Below are 14,470 nucleotides of genomic sequence, written 5' to 3'. Positions count from 1 at the left end.
GGCCGCGCCCCTCGGGAGGTCAGATCAGTAGTTCGACTTGATCTGGACGCAGGTCGAGGTCTCGGTGTTGTACATGCCGCAGCCGAGGTCTTTCCAATCGGACTTCAGCACCGCCGATTCCGGCAGGAAATCGGTCCAGGCGTCGCCCGGGACTTCCTCGGTCTGGCTGACGATGTCGAATTGTCCGTCCTCGGTGATCTCGCCGATCAGCACCGGCTTGGCCAGGTGATGGTTGGGCAGCATGACCGCGGTGCCGCCGGTCAGGTTCGGGAATTCCTGACCGTACATCGCGGTACGGACGGCATCGACCTCGGTGGTTTCGGCATCGGTGACCGCGTTCACCCACATGTTGAAGCCGATGTAATGGGCCTCCATCGGGTCATTGGTCACACGCTCCGCGCCCATGCGGGCCTTCCAGGTGTCGATGAAGGCGGCATTGGCCTCGGTTTCAGCGGACTGGAAGTAGTTCCAGGCGGCGAGGTGGCCGACGAGGTTGGAGGTGTCGAGGCCCGAGAGCTCTTCCTCACCCACCGAGAAGGCGACGACGGGGATGTCGTCGGCGGAGACGCCGGCGGCGGCCAGTTCCTTGTAGAAGCCGATGTTGGCGTCGCCGTTGATCGTCGAGATCACGCCGACCTGCTTGCCGTCGGCGCCCAGCGCCACGACATCCGCCACGATGGTGGCCCAGTCCGAATGGCCGAAGGGGGTGTAGTTGACGAAGATGTCCTCCTCGGGGATGCCCTTGGATTTCAGGTAGGATTCCAGGATGTTGTTGGTCGTGCGGGGATAGACGTAATCGGTGCCGAGCAGGGCGAATTTCTCGACGCCGAGCTCTTCGAGGAAGTAATCGGTGGCCGGGATCGCCTGCTGGTTGGGGGCGGCGCCGGTGTAGAAGACGTTCTTGGAGCTTTCCTCGCCTTCGTATTGCACCGGGTAGAACAGTAGGCCGTTCAGCTCTTCGATCACCGGCAGGACGGATTTGCGGCTGACCGAGGTCCAGTTGCCGAAGATCACGTCGACCTCATGCACGCTCAGCAGCTCGCGCGCCTTTTCGGCAAACAGCGGCCAGTCCGAGGCCGGATCGACGACGACCGCTTCAAGCTCGCAGCCCAGCAGGCCGCCGGCGTCGTTCTGCTGTTCGACCAGCATTTCGACGGTGTCTTTCAGCGTGGTTTCGGAAATAGCCATGGTGCCGCTGAGCGAGTGCAGCACGCCGACCTTGATCGGGCAGTCCTGTTGCGCCAGCGCGGGCGCGGCGGCGAACATGCCAAGTGCGGCGATAGAGGTGAATGTCTTGCTGATACGGGTCATATCTTGTCTCTCCCCGCAGAGCGGCTGTGGGGCCATTGCGCCAGCGGGCGCGGCGGCCTACAGAAAGCCCTGCAACGTTCATGTTGCGAAAGTGTGGCGGCCGCTACGAATGCCAGTTCTCTTGGCCGTCACACGCCCTGCGCCGGTTGCCCTAGCGGGATGTCACCGTTGCGTGAGCAAGGACATGAGTTCTGCATTGCGGCGAATGGATCAATTCTGCCGGGGGGATTTCAGGCCGTTCCTCGGCAATTGCCTCATTTCCGGGCGCTGTTAACCACTTTTGTCTAAAAATTGGGCGAAATGGCCCGGCACTTGCTTCCAAACTGCCGCGAATCTGGCCATTGGCGGCGCCCATATGCTCAATCCGCAGCAGATCACGTCATCCAAGCGGAGCAAGCCCATCACCCTGCATCCCCCGATACCCCAAGCGTTTCAGCCGCTTGACGCCCAGCCCCGGGCGCGCGGGCAGATCGTGCTGTCGGCGAAACGCCATGGCGGGCGCAGCGTGATCGACGGGTTGCGCCAGGCCGGCGCGATGAAGGCGCTGTTTCCGCGGGCGGGCGCAATGTTGCAGGCGATCTGCATCAACACCGCCGGCGGCGTGACCGGTGGCGACCGGCTGTCGCTGACTGCCAGCGCCGGGCCGGGCGCGGCGCTGGGGCTGACGACGCAGGCGGCCGAGCGCGCCTATCGCAGCCGCGACGGCGAATTCGGCCGGGTCGACAGCACGCTTCAGGTGGCTGCCGGTGCGACATTGCATTGGCTGCCGCAGGAACTCATTCTTTATGACGGCTGCGCGCTGCGGCGGCGGTTGAGCGTCGATCTGGCCGCCGATGCACGGCTCTTGATGGTCGAACCGGTGGTCTTCGGGCGCGCCGCCATGGGCGAAACCCTGACCGACGCCCGGTTTCACGACCGGATCACCCTGCGCCGGGCGGGCCGGCCGCTTTATTGCGATGCGGTGCGGCTCGAGGGCGACATCAGCCGGCAATTGGCCCGGCGCCCGATCGGCGATGGCGCCGGGGCGATGGCCTCGCTGGTCTATGTCGCGCCAGACGCCGAGGCGCATCTGGCCGCCGTCCGCGCCCAGCTTGCCACCTGCGGCGGCGCCAGCCTGCTGGCGCCGGATGTGCTGGTGCTGCGTCTTCTATGCCCTGACAGCCATGTGCTGCGGCAGCATCTGCTGCCGGTGCTGGACCGTCTGTCGGGCGATACCCTGCCTGTTTCCTGGAGATTGTGACCTCATGAACCTGACCCCCCGCGAAAAGGACAAGCTTCTGGTCGCCATGGCGGCCGAGATCGCCCGCAAGCGGCTCGACCGAGGCGTCAAGCTGAACCACCCCGAGGCGATTGCCCTGATCACCGACGCGGTGGTCGAAGGCGCGCGCGACGGCCGGTCTGTCGCCGACATGATGGAGGCGGGCGCGCAGGTGATCACCCGCGACCATTGCATGGAAGGCGTGCCGGAGATGATCCACGAGGTCCAGGTCGAGGCCACCTTTCCCGACGGCACCAAGCTTGTCACCGTCCACAACCCGATCCGCTGACCCGTAGGGTGGGTTTGCAACCCACCGCCCCAACAGGAGAATTCCCCATGACCCGCCTGCTCGCCCCGCTTTTCACCCTAACCCTTTCGACTGCCCCGGCCCTCGCCCATTCCGGCGCCCATCTGCATCCGCATGACTCCGGCAACTGGCTGACCGTTGCAATGGCGCTGGGCCTCATCGCCGTCGCCGCCGCGCTGATGGTGCTGCGCAAATGATCCCGGGCGAGCTCATTCCCGCCGCCGGCACGCTGACGCTCAACCCGGGCGCCGAAGCGCTCACCCTGATGGTCGCCAATACCGGCGACCGCCCGGTGCAGGTCGGCTCGCACTACCACTTTGCCGAGGCCAATCCCGCGCTGGAGTTCGACCGTGACGCCGCGCGCGGGCGACGTCTGGACATTGCCGCCGGCACCGCCGTCCGGTTCGAACCGGGCCAGCGGCGCGAGGTCAGCCTGATCCCGATTTCCGGGGCGCGGCGGATCTTTGGTTTCAATCAACATGTGATGGGAGACCTCTGAGATGCCCGCCACGATCAAACGCTCCGATTACGCCGCCATGTTCGGCCCCACCGTCGGCGACCGCCTGCGGCTGGCCGATACCGACCTGATCATCGAAGTCGAACGCGACCTCACCGCCGAGCAGGCCGGGGCCGCGCTCACCGGGGGCGAGGGTCGGAACGCCCTCGCCTACGGTGAAGAGGTCAAGTTCGGCGGCGGCAAGGTGATCCGTGATGGCATGGGCCAAGCCCAGGTCACGCAGGCCGGCGGTGCGGTGGATACCGTCATCACCAATGCGCTGATCGTGGATCACACCGGCATCGTGAAAGCCGATGTCGGCCTGAAAGACGGCCGGATCGCCGCCATCGGCAAGGCCGGCAACCCCGACACCCAGCCCGGCGTGACCATCATCGTCGGGCCCGGCACCGAGGTAATCGCCGGCGAAGGCCGCATCCTGACCGCCGGCGGTTTCGACAGCCACATTCATTTCATCTGCCCGCAGCAGATCGAGGATGCGCTGCATTCCGGCCTGACCACCATGCTGGGCGGCGGCACCGGCCCGGCGCATGGAACGCTGGCCACCACCTGCACCCCCGGCCCCTGGCATATGGGGCGGATGTTGCAGGCGGCGGACGCCTTTCCGATGAACCTGGCCTTTGCCGGCAAGGGCAATGCCTCACTGCCCGAAGCGCTGGTCGAACAGGTCAAGGGCGGCGCCTGCGCGCTGAAACTGCACGAGGATTGGGGCACCACCCCCGGCGCCATCGACTGCTGCCTGAGCGTGGCCGATGACATGGACGTGCAGGTGATGATCCACACCGATACGCTCAACGAGAGCGGCTTTGTCGAGCACACGGTAAAGGCCATGAAAGGCCGCACCATCCACGCCTTTCACACCGAGGGCGCGGGCGGCGGCCACGCCCCCGATATCATCAAGATCTGCGGCGAAGAGCACGTTCTGCCGTCTTCGACCAACCCGACGCGGCCGTTTACCGTGAACACGCTCGAAGAACATCTCGACATGCTCATGGTCTGTCACCACCTCGACAAGTCGATCCCCGAGGATGTGGCCTTTGCCGAGAGCCGCATCCGGCGCGAAACCATCGCCGCCGAGGACATCCTGCACGACATGGGCGCGTTTTCGATCATCGCGTCGGACAGCCAGGCCATGGGCCGGGTGGGCGAGGTGCTGATCCGCACCTGGCAGACCGCCGACAAGATGAAGAAACAGCGCGGGCGGCTCTCCGAGGAGACCGGCGACAACGACAATTTCCGCGTCCGCCGCTATATCGCCAAATACACCATCAACCCGGCCATCGCGCATGGGCTGTCGCACGAGATCGGCTCGATCGAGGTCGGCAAACGCGCCGACCTGGTGCTCTGGAACCCGGCGTTCTTCGGGGTGAAGCCCGAGATGGTCCTGCTCGGCGGCACCATTGCCTGTGCGCAGATGGGCGATCCCAATGCTTCGATCCCGACGCCGCAGCCGGTCTATTCGCGGCCGATGTGGGGCGCCTATGGCCGTTCGGTCGAGAACTCCGCGGTGACCTTCGTCTCGGCCGCCGCCCAGGCCGAAGGCATCCGCGACACCTGGGGCCTGGCGAAGCAGACCGTGGCGGTGGAAAACACCCGCAAGATCGGCAAGTCGGACCTGAAACTCAACACCGCCACACCTCAGGTCGAGGTGCATCCCGAAACCTACGAGGTGCGCGCCGACGGCGAGCTGCTGACCTGCCAGCCGGCCGAGGTGCTGCCGATGGCGCAAAGGTATTTTCTGTTCTGAGGCCTTCCGGGATGCACTCCCGGCCGGCCTGCCCCCACGCGCGGCGCGTTCCTCTTCTTCCCTTATAACCGGATTAGACCATGTCCCTCCCCGTTACCCAGACCCTGATCCCCCACGTCGACATCTGCACCGACCGCGTGCAGCTCTCCTATGACGACCGGTTCCTGCGCCGCAAGGTGCTGGTCTCGGAGGCCGGCCTGCGCTTTCTCGTCGATCTCGAACACACGACCTCGGTCGATCACGGCCAGGCCTTTGCGCTGCCCGACGGCATCCGGATCGAGGTCATCGCCGCCGCGGAAGACCTCTATGCCGTCACCGGCCCCGATCTCACCCGGCTGGCCTGGCATATCGGCAACCGCCACACCCCCTGCCAGATCGACGACAGCCGACTGCTGATCCAGCGCGACCCGGTGATCGGGCATATGCTCGAACATCTCGGCGCCACGCTGACCGAAGTCACCGAGCCTTTCACCCCGGAAGGCGGCGCCTATGGCCATGGCCGCACCCATGCGCATGAACACGGGCATACGGCCCATGCCCATTGACCTTCTGACCCTGCAACACTGGCTCTCGCCCGCCTTCCCGCTGGGCGCCTTCGCCTATTCGCACGGGCTGGAGAGCGCGATTTCCCGCGGCTGGGTAAACTCCGGCGACAGCCTGCGCGACTGGCTGGCGGCGCTGCTCGAGGACGGCAGCGGCCGGGCTGACGCGGTGCTGGTCTCGCTCGGCTGGCAGGCCGAGGATGCGGCCACGCTCGATCAGGTCGACGCCACGGCGCGGGCCTTTGCCGCCTCGGCCGAGCGGCTGATGGAAGCAGACCTGCAAGGCGCGGCCTTCTGCAAGACGCTGCGCGATGTCTGGGGCCATGACCTGCCCGACCTGATGCTGCCGGTGGCGCTCGGCCGCGCCGCGCGGCTGGCCGGTCTGCCGCTGGAGCAGACCGGCGCCATGTATCTGCACGCCTTTGCCGCCAATCTGGCCTCGGCGGCGATCCGGCTGGTGCCGCTGGGCCAGACCGAGGGCCAGGCGGCGCTGGCCGCGCTCACCCCGCTCTGCGCCCGGATCGCCGGCGAGACCGCCGAGGCCACGGCGGACGACCTCTATTCCAATGCCTTCCTGTCGGATGTGGCGGCGATGGCGCATGAAACCCTGCAACCAAGGATCTTTCGCTCATGACCCGGATGAACGGACCCCTCCGCATCGGCATCGGCGGCCCCGTCGGCGCCGGCAAGACCACGCTGACCGCCAAACTGGCAGGGCTGATGCATCCCGGCTATTCGATCGGGGTGATCACCAATGACATCTACACCCAGGAGGACGCCGAGGCGCTGATGCGCATGCAGGTGCTGCCGGGCGACCGGGTGATGGGGGTGGAGACCGGCGGCTGCCCGCATACCGCAATCCGCGAGGATGCCTCGATCAACCTCGCCGCCATCGCCGAGATGCGCCAGCGCCACGCGGATCTCGAAGTGGTGCTGGTGGAATCGGGCGGCGACAACCTTTCTGCCACCTTCTCGCCTGAGCTTGCCGATTTCACCATCTACGTGATCGACGTCGCCGCCGGCGAGGAGATTCCGCGCAAGGGCGGGCCGGCGATCACCAAGTCGGACCTGCTGATCATCAACAAGACCGACCTGGCGCCGCATGTCGGCGCCTCGCTCGAGGTGATGGAGCGGGATGCGACACGGATGCGCCAGGGGCGGCCATTTCTCTTTACCGCGCTGCGCCATGACCGGGGACCGGACGAGGTGCTCAAGGCGATCTGCGCGCTGGCCGGGCTGCGCGAGCTGGCTTGTGTGGCGTGAGGTCGCGCCCCGGACCTGATCAGGGGCCTCATGGCGGGCGGCGAGGTCCCGGGTCAGGCCCGGGACGGGTGCCGCGAAGGTCGATCGAAAATCTCGCCTTTTGAAAGACGTCGGCACAGGCCGCGCGAGTGCCGGTCTGCGGAATGGCGATCGTCGGGCGCCTTCGGGGCCGTTCGCGCGCGGGTGCCGCCGCCATGAAAAAGCCGCCCGGGTCCCCCCGGACGGCTTTCGTGGATTTCGAGCCCTGATCAGCCGATGATCGCGTTCAGCGTCTTGCTCGGGCGCATCACCTCGGCTTTCTGCTCGTCGCTCGGCTTGTAGTAGCCGCCGATTTCCGCCGCCTGGCCCTGCGCCGCGGCCAGTTCGCCGGTGATCTCGGCTTCCTTGGCGCCCAGCTCTTCGGCCAGCGGCTTGAAATGCACCGCCAGCTCGGCGTCCTTGGTCTGCGCCGCCAAAGCTTCGGCCCAGTAACGGGCGAACCAGTAGTGGCTGTCGCGGTTGTCCGGCTGGCCCACCTTGCGCGAGGGCGAGCGGTCATTGTCGAGAATGCCCTGCGTGGCTTCCTCGGCGGCTTCGCCCAGAACACCGGCCTTGTCGTTGCCCTGGCTGTCGGCGAGGAACTTCAGGCTTTCGCCCAGGGCGCAGAACTCACCCATCGAATCCCAGCGCAGGTGGTTTTCCTCGACCAGCTGCTGTACGTGCTTCGGCGCTGAGCCGCCGGCACCGGTTTCGAACAACCCGCCGCCGTTCATCAGCTTGACGATCGACAACATCTTGGCCGAGGTGCCGAGCTCGAGGATCGGGAACAGGTCGGTCAGATAGTCGCGCAGCACGTTGCCGGTGATGGCGATGCTGTCCTTGCCGGCGGTGATGGTCTCGAGCGAGGCGCGGGTCGCTTCGCGCGGCGCCAGGATCTCGAACTTGTCGGCAACGCCCTTGGCTTCAAGGATCGGGGTCACGTATTTGATCAGCTCGGCATCATGCGCCCGGGTCTCGTCGAGCCAGAAGATCGCCTGCGCCCCGGTGAGCCGCTGGCGGTCCATCGCCAGTTGCACCCAGTTCTCGATCGGCGCCTTCTTGGTGGTGCAGGCGCGCCAGATGTCGCCGGCCTCGACGTCATGGGAATGCAGCACATCACCGTTCTCCAGCACGATGCGCATCGTGCCCTCGGCTTCGGCCTCGAAGGTGGTGGGATGCGAGCCGTATTCCTCGGCCTTCTGCGCCATCAGGCCGACGTTCTGCACCGAGCCTGCGGTCGCCGGGTCGAGCGCGCCGTTTTCCTTGAAGAACTTGATGCTCTCGTCATAGACCGGAGCATAGGAGTTGTCGGGGATGACGCAGTTGCTGTCGCCCTCGTTGCCATCAGGGCCCCAGCCCTTGCCACCGGCACGGATCAGCGCCGGCATCGAGGCGTCGATGATCACGTCGGACGGCACGTGCAGGTTGGTGATGCCCTTGTCCGAGTTCACCATGTACATCGGCGGGCGTTGCTCGCGCACCTCTTCGATCGCCGCCAGGATCTCGGGCTTGTCCTTGACCCGCTCGAGCAGGTCACCCAGACCGGAGTTGGGGTTCACACCCGCCGCCTTCAGCGCATCGCCGTGCTTCTCGAACACCGGGGCCAGCCAGGCCCTGACCGCGTGGCCAAAGATGATCGGGTCCGAGACCTTCATCATCGTCGCCTTCAGGTGCAGCGAGAACAGCGTGCCGTCGGCCTTGGTCTCTTCGATCTGCTTGGCCAGGAAATCCGAAAGCGCCCGGGCCGACATGAAGCTCGCATCGACGACCGCGCCCGCCTCCAGCGGCCAGCCGTCCTTCAGCACCTTGGTGCTGCCGTCCTTGCCGACGAATTCGATTTTTGCCGTGCCGGCCTGCGCAGCGGTCAGCGTGGTCGAGACCTCGTTCGAGCGGAAATCATTGCCGTCCATCGACGACACCTTGGTCTTGCTGTCGGCCGACCATTTGCCCATGCGGTGCGGGTTCTTCTGAGCGTCGTTCTTGACTGCCTTGGCGGCGCGCCGGTCGGAGTTGCCCTCGCGCAGCACCGGGTTCACCGCCGAGCCCTTGATCCCGTCGTAACGCGCGCGCACGTCCTTCTCGGCGTCGGTCTGCGGATCCTCGGGATAATCCGGCAGCGCATAACCCTGCGCCTGCAATTCCTTCACCGCCGCCACCAGCTGCGGCACCGAGGCCGAGATGTTGGGCAGCTTGATGACATTGGCGCCGGGCTGTTTCACCAGCTCGCCCAATTCGGCCAGATCGTCGGACTGGCGCTGCGCCTCGGTCAGGTTCTCCGGGAAGGTCGCGATGATCCGGCCTGCCAGCGAAATATCCTTGGTGCCAACCGTGATCCCGGCCGCCGAGGCGAACTTGCGGATGATCGGCAGGAAGGAGGCGCTGGCCAGCTCCGGCGCTTCGTCTACAATGGTATACAGTATCTCGGGGGACTTTGTTTCGGCCATGATGTATTGCCTTTTTTCTGACAGTGGAAACGCTTGCGGCTCTGGCGTGTGCCGGTCGGCAGGAAAGCCAGGCCCTCGCCTGGACGCAACCGGGGTATCGCCAAATACTTCGATCACTGGTCGCATAGACCAGCCCCGCCCGCGTTTCAACCGGACAAAGCCGCGCGGCACCATCGCACCCCGCGCCCCGGACGTGATCCGGGGCCCCCTGGCTGGCCGAGAGGGGCCGGGACGGGCAAGTCCCGGGTCCGGCGCCGGTTCAGAAGTCGAGGCCGAGGTCCAGGGTCTGCGCCGAATGGGTGAGCGCGCCGGAAGAGATGTAATCCACTCCGGTCGCCGCCACTTCGGCGATCCGGTCGAGCCGCATGTTGCCGGAGGCCTCGGTCACCAGCCGCCCCGACACCAGCGCCACGGCTTCGCGCAGGGTCGCGCTGTCCATATTGTCGAGCAGCACGACATCGGCGCCGCCGGTCTCGAGCACCTCCGCAAGCTGGTCCAGCGTATCGACCTCGATCTCGACGCGCATCATGTGGCTGGCCCGCGCCTTGCAGGCCTCGAGCACCGGGCGCACGCCACCGGCGGCGGCGATGTGATTGTCCTTGATCAGGATCGCATCCGACAGCGAGAAGCGGTGATTGAAGCCGCCGCCATGCAACACGGCCAGTTTCTCGACGATGCGCAGTCCAGGCGTGGTCTTGCGGGTGCAGGTGATGCGGGTCGCGGTGCCGGCGGTCTCTGCCACAAAGGCCGCGGTCAGGCTGGCGATGCCCGAAAGCCGCCCGGCAAAGTTCAGCGCCACGCGCTCGGCGGTCAGGATCGCGGCGGCGTCGCCCGCGATCTCCATCAGCACGTCGCCCGGCACGCAGGGGCTGCCATCCGCCAGGCGGGTCACCGGCGCCAGCGCGGGATCGACCAGCCGAAAGGCCAGCGCCGCCACCTGCATGCCCGAAACGACCCCCGCCTCGCGCGCGGTCAGCCGGGCGGTGTAGCTGGTGCCGGCGGGGATCACGGTGCGGGTGGTGATATCGCCGTAGCTGCCCAGATCCTCGGCCAGCGCCATGCGCAGCATCGGTTCCAGCACCAGATCGGGAAGGGATGTATGGGCGGTCATGCGATTTCCTCTTCTGCCACCTTGCGCCGCAGGGCCAGCGCCTCGGTCAGGGTGATCCGGCTGCGCCGCGCGTCCGGGGCGGCGGCCGGAAAATCCTCGCGGAAATGCGCGCCGCGGCTTTCCTCGCGCAACAGCGCGGCCGCAGCGATCAGCGTCGCGGTGGCGGTCATGTTTCTGAATGTCGGGCTGGTGCCGAACGTGGCCTCCAGCCGGGCGATTTCGGTCAGGGCGCGGCGCAGCCCGCCGGCGGTACGGATCACGCCGACATGGCTCGTCATCGCCGCCCGCAGCCGTGCCACCGCGCGCTCATCGGGCGCTTGCCCGCCCTTCTCGAAGGTCAGCGTCACCTCCGGGGCGGGGTCCGTGTCGGGGGCCAGCGTCGCGGCGATGCCCAGCGCGCAGTTGCGGGCATAGACCAGCGCCTCGAGCAGCCCGTTCGAGGCCAGCCGGTTGGCGCCATGCAGCCCGGTCGAGGCCGCCTCGCCGCAGGCCCAGAGATTGCCGAGACTGGCCCGGCCCTCGGCGTCGGTGTCGATGCCACCCATGTGGTAATGCGCCGCCGCCGCCACCGGGATCGGCTGGGTCGCCGGGTCGATGCCGGCCCGCAGGCAGGCCTCGGCCACTCCCGGAAACAGTGTCAGGATGCGTGCGCCCAGGGCCTCGCGCGTGTCGAGCGCCGGCGCCAGCCCGGCCTGGGTCTGGGCATAGACGGCGCGCGCGACGACATCGCGGGGGGCCAGCTCGGCGTCGGGATGGGCCGCGACCATGAAGCGTGACCCGTCGCGGTTGATCAGCACCGCGCCTTCGCCGCGCAGCGCCTCGGTGGCCAGCGGTGCCGGATCCTCGCCCGAGGCGATGGCCGTGGGATGGAACTGGACGAACTCAGGGTCGGCGATCACCGCGCCGGCGCGGACCGCCATGCCGATCACCTGGCCTCGGATGCGGCGCGGGTTGGTGGTCAGCGCATAGAGCCCGCCCGAGCCGCCCCCGGCCAGCAGGACCGCCGATCCGCGAAGGGTCAGCGGCGCCGAGCCCTGATCGCAGGCGCGCGCCAGCGTGACACCGGTGACCCGGCCGTCGGCGACCTCGAGCCCGGTGGCCAGCACGCCTTCGATCACCTGCACCGAGGGCGTCGCCCGCACCTGCGCCACCAGCGCCTTCATGATCTCGGCCCCGGCCTGGTCGCCCTTGACCCGCACCACCCGAGCAAAGGAATGCGCCGCCTCGCGCGAAAGCACGTACCCGCCCGCCGCCGTACGGTCGAAAGGCGCGCCAAGCTCGGTCAAATCTAGGATATGCTCGCGCGCCGCGCGCGCAACCTGATCGGCCACCGCGCCATCGACAATCCCGGCGCCCGCGCTGACGGTATCGCCGGCATGGGCCTCGGGGCTGTCAGCCGGGTCCATCGCCGCCGCCACGCCGCCCTGCGCCCAGGCCGAGCTTGCGCCTTCACCCAGCGGCTCGGGCGAGATCATCACCACCGGGTGCGGCGCCAGTTTCAGCGCCGCGTAAAGCGCGCCCAGCCCGGCGCCGATGATGACAGTGCGGCCGGTCTCGACCACCTGCACCCGGATCAGAGCCCCAGCTTGCGCGACAGGTCGATCATCCGCTCGACCGCGACACGGGCGTTTTCGGCGATGGCCGGATCAACCGCGACCGGCTCGGTCATCGTGTGCAGCGACCAGAGCACCTTTTCCAGCGTGATCATCTTCATGTAGGGGCAGGCATTGCAGGGCTTGGTCAGCTCGACCTCGGGCAGTTCCTCGGCCACATTGGCAGCCATCGAACATTCGGTCACCAGCATCACCTTTTCGGGGCGGTTCTGCCGCACCCAGTCGACCATGCCGGTGGTCGAGCCGGTGAAATCAGCGGCCTGCACCACGTCGGGCTTGCATTCGGGGTGGGCCACGATCTTGGTGCCGGGATTGGCATCGCGATAGGCGTTCAGCTCATCGGCGGTATAAAGCTCGTGCACCACGCAGGAACCGGGCCAGTAGACGACCTTCTTCGAGCTCTGCGCCGCAACGTTCTGGGCCAGATACTGGTCGGGCGTCATGATGACGGTGTCGCTTTCCATCGCCTCGACGATTTGCAGCGCATTGGCCGAGGTGCAGCAGATGTCCGACGCCGCCTTGACCTCGGCGGTGGTGTTGACATAGCTCACCACCGGCGCGCCGGGGTATTTCGCCCGCATCTCGGCGATGCCGTCTGCGGTGATCGATTCGGCCAGCGAACAGCCGGCGTTCATGTCGGGCATCAGGACGGTCTTGGACGGGTTCAGGATCTTCGAGGTCTCGGCCATGAAATGCACGCCGCATTGCACGATCACATCGGCCTCGACCTCCTTGGCCTTGACCGCCAGAGCCAGGCTATCACCCACCACGTCGGAAATGCCGTGAAAGATCTCGGGCGTCATGTAGTTATGCGCCAGGATCACCGCATTCCGCTCTTTTTTCAAGCGGTTGATCGCCGCCACATAGGGCGCGTACATCGCCCAGTCGGGCAGGGTCAGCGAGGGCTTCATCGGCGCATAGAGCGCGGCCATGTCTTCGGCGAGATCGAGCGAGGGGGCGAGATCATAATGTTCGGCAAGCGTGCTGCGCATGTCGAGGTGATCGAGCATCGGAGATGTCCTTTGCCAAGGGGCAGGGCCAAGGGCCCGAGATACAAGAGCGGCTTACATATGTCGGATGTGACCCAAGGTCAAAAGCCTGTTTCCACGAGACCGGGGAATATCGCCTCTGCCCCGGTGTGTCACGGCTTCCCTCGGGTGCCCGAGAGGCGAAACGCGGCTTGCAAGGGGCCTGGGCCGGTGCTAATTGCCTGACCGGCGCCGGTGTAGCTCAGCTGGTAGAGCACGTCATTCGTAATGATGGGGTCGTAGGTTCAAGTCCTATCACCGGCACCAGTTCTCTTAACAAATTGAATGACTTACCTGGGTTTCTCTTGAGTGCCTAAAGTAGCACGTATGAAGAACATTCACAACGTTCACAGTAAATGTGTGATTGGGGATACAAGAATTTGCCGGATTCGCCCCATCAAGACGGATGGTCTCGGTGCCCTCGACCGCATCGCGCAAGCGCGTCGACGTGCTCTACAAGCTGAGCACCGGGAAAATCCTCCGCGAAAAAATTCTGGAATCAGCATCATGGAATTGTGCGTTGACCAGTTCAGTCCCGGGAATCTCCGGTCAAGCTGTAGCCCAGTATACGGTCCAACCAACCGAAAATCATAGCAGTCAACCAACCGGCAACCCAGATTAAGGGAACCCACCATATCGGAGCTTCACCCTTCCACCAATAGTAGATAACAACACCGATCGCGATGTAGTAACCGTAGCCCACAATCAATTTTAACAGGTTGAATAACAAGAACATCAAACGCTCCTCATGGTGTCCCAGGACGCGCGCATACCAGGAACGACTTGGCACGATGCCAGCATCGGTGGCCCGCTTGGACGGCTGGACGAATGTATCTTAAAACCGGTAGATTTAAAACACTCGAACGCGTTCGTGGCGCTTGTGAAGAGAACGCCGAGAAGCCCACTACGCGACGTATTCGCCAAGAATGTTCGGTTGGCCAGAGCTGAACTCGGCCTATCGCAGGAAGGGTTGGCGCTTGAGGCCGGACTTAACCGAACTTACCTGAGCGCAGTTGAGCGATCCGAGCAGAATATTTCCTTGGACAATGTACACCGTATTGCCGTAGCTCTCGGCAAACCTGCGTTCGAATTGTTGCGTGACGTTAAAAGCTTGAGTCGAGACTGAGCCAAGCTCCGTGCACACCCCTAAATCATGTGAACTAGAACGCAACCCATTGAAATTATCGAATGATTTACAACATGTGCAATGATGGAAGCGCTTCTCCGAGTCATTAACATAGACCGTAAGTTTGAGACCCCACCCAAGGGGGTGAGCTACTCCCCATCTTTTGGACAGGATCTGGCGTAAACTAA

The 14,470-nt window shown here is 65.5% G+C and carries 14 protein-coding genes and 1 tRNA gene; 10 read left to right on the top strand and 5 right to left on the bottom strand.

What is annotated here, in order from left to right:
• Positions 1-24: 24 nt before the first annotated feature.
• Positions 25-1,311, bottom strand: a complete 1,287-nt coding sequence (gene urtA, locus PVW49_RS16035) for an urea ABC transporter substrate-binding protein (protein WP_048528940.1) — start codon at positions 1,309-1,311, stop codon at positions 25-27.
• Between the two features lie 355 nt (positions 1,312-1,666).
• Here urtA and PVW49_RS16030 point away from each other — a divergent pair, with 355 nt between their 5' ends.
• The 8 genes from PVW49_RS16030 to ureG all read left to right on the top strand — a co-directional run bounded on the left by PVW49_RS16030 (position 1,667) and on the right by ureG (position 6,942).
• Positions 1,667-2,551: an urease accessory protein UreD gene (locus tag PVW49_RS16030; protein WP_274591031.1), complete on the top strand. Its 885-nt coding sequence runs from the start codon at positions 1,667-1,669 to the stop codon at positions 2,549-2,551.
• A gap of 4 nt (positions 2,552-2,555) precedes the next feature.
• Positions 2,556-2,858, top strand: a complete 303-nt coding sequence (locus PVW49_RS16025) for an urease subunit gamma (RefSeq protein ID WP_048528939.1) — start codon at positions 2,556-2,558, stop codon at positions 2,856-2,858.
• 47 nt (positions 2,859-2,905) lie between these two features.
• Positions 2,906-3,073: a hypothetical protein gene (locus PVW49_RS16020; protein WP_170850536.1), complete on the top strand. Its 168-nt coding sequence runs from the start codon at positions 2,906-2,908 to the stop codon at positions 3,071-3,073.
• A complete protein-coding gene (locus PVW49_RS16015) occupies positions 3,070-3,375 on the top strand; it encodes an urease subunit beta (RefSeq protein ID WP_074836572.1) in 306 nt (101 codons plus the stop codon). The genes PVW49_RS16020 and PVW49_RS16015 overlap by 4 nt, the downstream gene beginning before the upstream one ends.
• 1 nt (position 3,376) lies before the next feature.
• On the top strand, positions 3,377-5,137 hold the full coding sequence (gene ureC / locus PVW49_RS16010; RefSeq protein WP_074836571.1) for an urease subunit alpha: 1,761 nt from the start codon (positions 3,377-3,379) through the stop codon (positions 5,135-5,137).
• 80 nt (positions 5,138-5,217) lie between these two features.
• Complete coding sequence (locus PVW49_RS16005; protein ID WP_274591030.1) at positions 5,218-5,682, top strand: urease accessory protein UreE; 465 nt, start codon at positions 5,218-5,220, stop codon at positions 5,680-5,682.
• Complete coding sequence (locus PVW49_RS16000; RefSeq protein WP_274591029.1) at positions 5,672-6,313, top strand: urease accessory protein UreF; 642 nt, start codon at positions 5,672-5,674, stop codon at positions 6,311-6,313. Before PVW49_RS16005 ends, PVW49_RS16000 begins: the two co-directional genes overlap by 11 nt.
• Positions 6,310-6,942 carry an urease accessory protein UreG gene (gene ureG, locus PVW49_RS15995; protein WP_274562072.1) on the top strand — a complete coding sequence of 211 codons (633 nt, stop codon included), beginning with the start codon at positions 6,310-6,312 and terminating at the stop codon, positions 6,940-6,942. The genes PVW49_RS16000 and ureG overlap by 4 nt, the downstream gene beginning before the upstream one ends.
• A gap of 248 nt (positions 6,943-7,190) precedes the next feature.
• Here the strand turns inward: ureG and PVW49_RS15990 are convergent, their stop codons facing one another.
• The 4 genes from PVW49_RS15990 to nadA form a co-directional block, all read right to left on the bottom strand.
• Positions 7,191-9,404, bottom strand: a complete 2,214-nt coding sequence (locus PVW49_RS15990; RefSeq protein WP_274591028.1) for an NADP-dependent isocitrate dehydrogenase — start codon at positions 9,402-9,404, stop codon at positions 7,191-7,193.
• A 259-nt stretch (positions 9,405-9,663) separates the two neighbouring features.
• The gene (gene nadC / locus PVW49_RS15985) at positions 9,664-10,515 is read right to left on the bottom strand and encodes a carboxylating nicotinate-nucleotide diphosphorylase (protein ID WP_274591027.1); all 852 of its coding nucleotides are present in this window, start codon (positions 10,513-10,515) and stop codon (positions 9,664-9,666) included.
• Positions 10,512-12,083 carry an L-aspartate oxidase gene (locus PVW49_RS15980; protein WP_274591026.1) on the bottom strand — a complete coding sequence of 524 codons (1,572 nt, stop codon included), beginning with the start codon at positions 12,081-12,083 and terminating at the stop codon, positions 10,512-10,514. The genes nadC and PVW49_RS15980 overlap by 4 nt, the downstream gene beginning before the upstream one ends.
• Before the next feature lie 5 nt (positions 12,084-12,088).
• Positions 12,089-13,138 carry a quinolinate synthase NadA gene (nadA, locus tag PVW49_RS15975; RefSeq protein WP_274591025.1) on the bottom strand — a complete coding sequence of 350 codons (1,050 nt, stop codon included), beginning with the start codon at positions 13,136-13,138 and terminating at the stop codon, positions 12,089-12,091.
• A 209-nt stretch (positions 13,139-13,347) separates the two neighbouring features.
• On the opposite strand from nadA, the gene PVW49_RS15970 reads away from it, so the two are divergent.
• Both PVW49_RS15970 and PVW49_RS15965 read left to right on the top strand, forming a co-directional pair.
• Positions 13,348-13,423 (top strand) — tRNA-Thr (locus tag PVW49_RS15970).
• A 481-nt stretch (positions 13,424-13,904) separates the two neighbouring features.
• Entirely contained in the window at positions 13,905-14,282 is a 378-nt protein-coding gene (locus tag PVW49_RS15965; protein ID WP_338020392.1) for a helix-turn-helix transcriptional regulator, read from the top strand.
• Positions 14,283-14,470: the final 188 nt, after the last annotated feature.

It is taken from the genome of Marinovum sp. PR37 (assembly GCF_028807375.1).
Classification (GTDB): Bacteria; Pseudomonadota; Alphaproteobacteria; order Rhodobacterales; family Rhodobacteraceae; genus Marinovum; species Marinovum algicola.
This window is presented reverse-complemented; position numbering and strand designations above follow the sequence as displayed.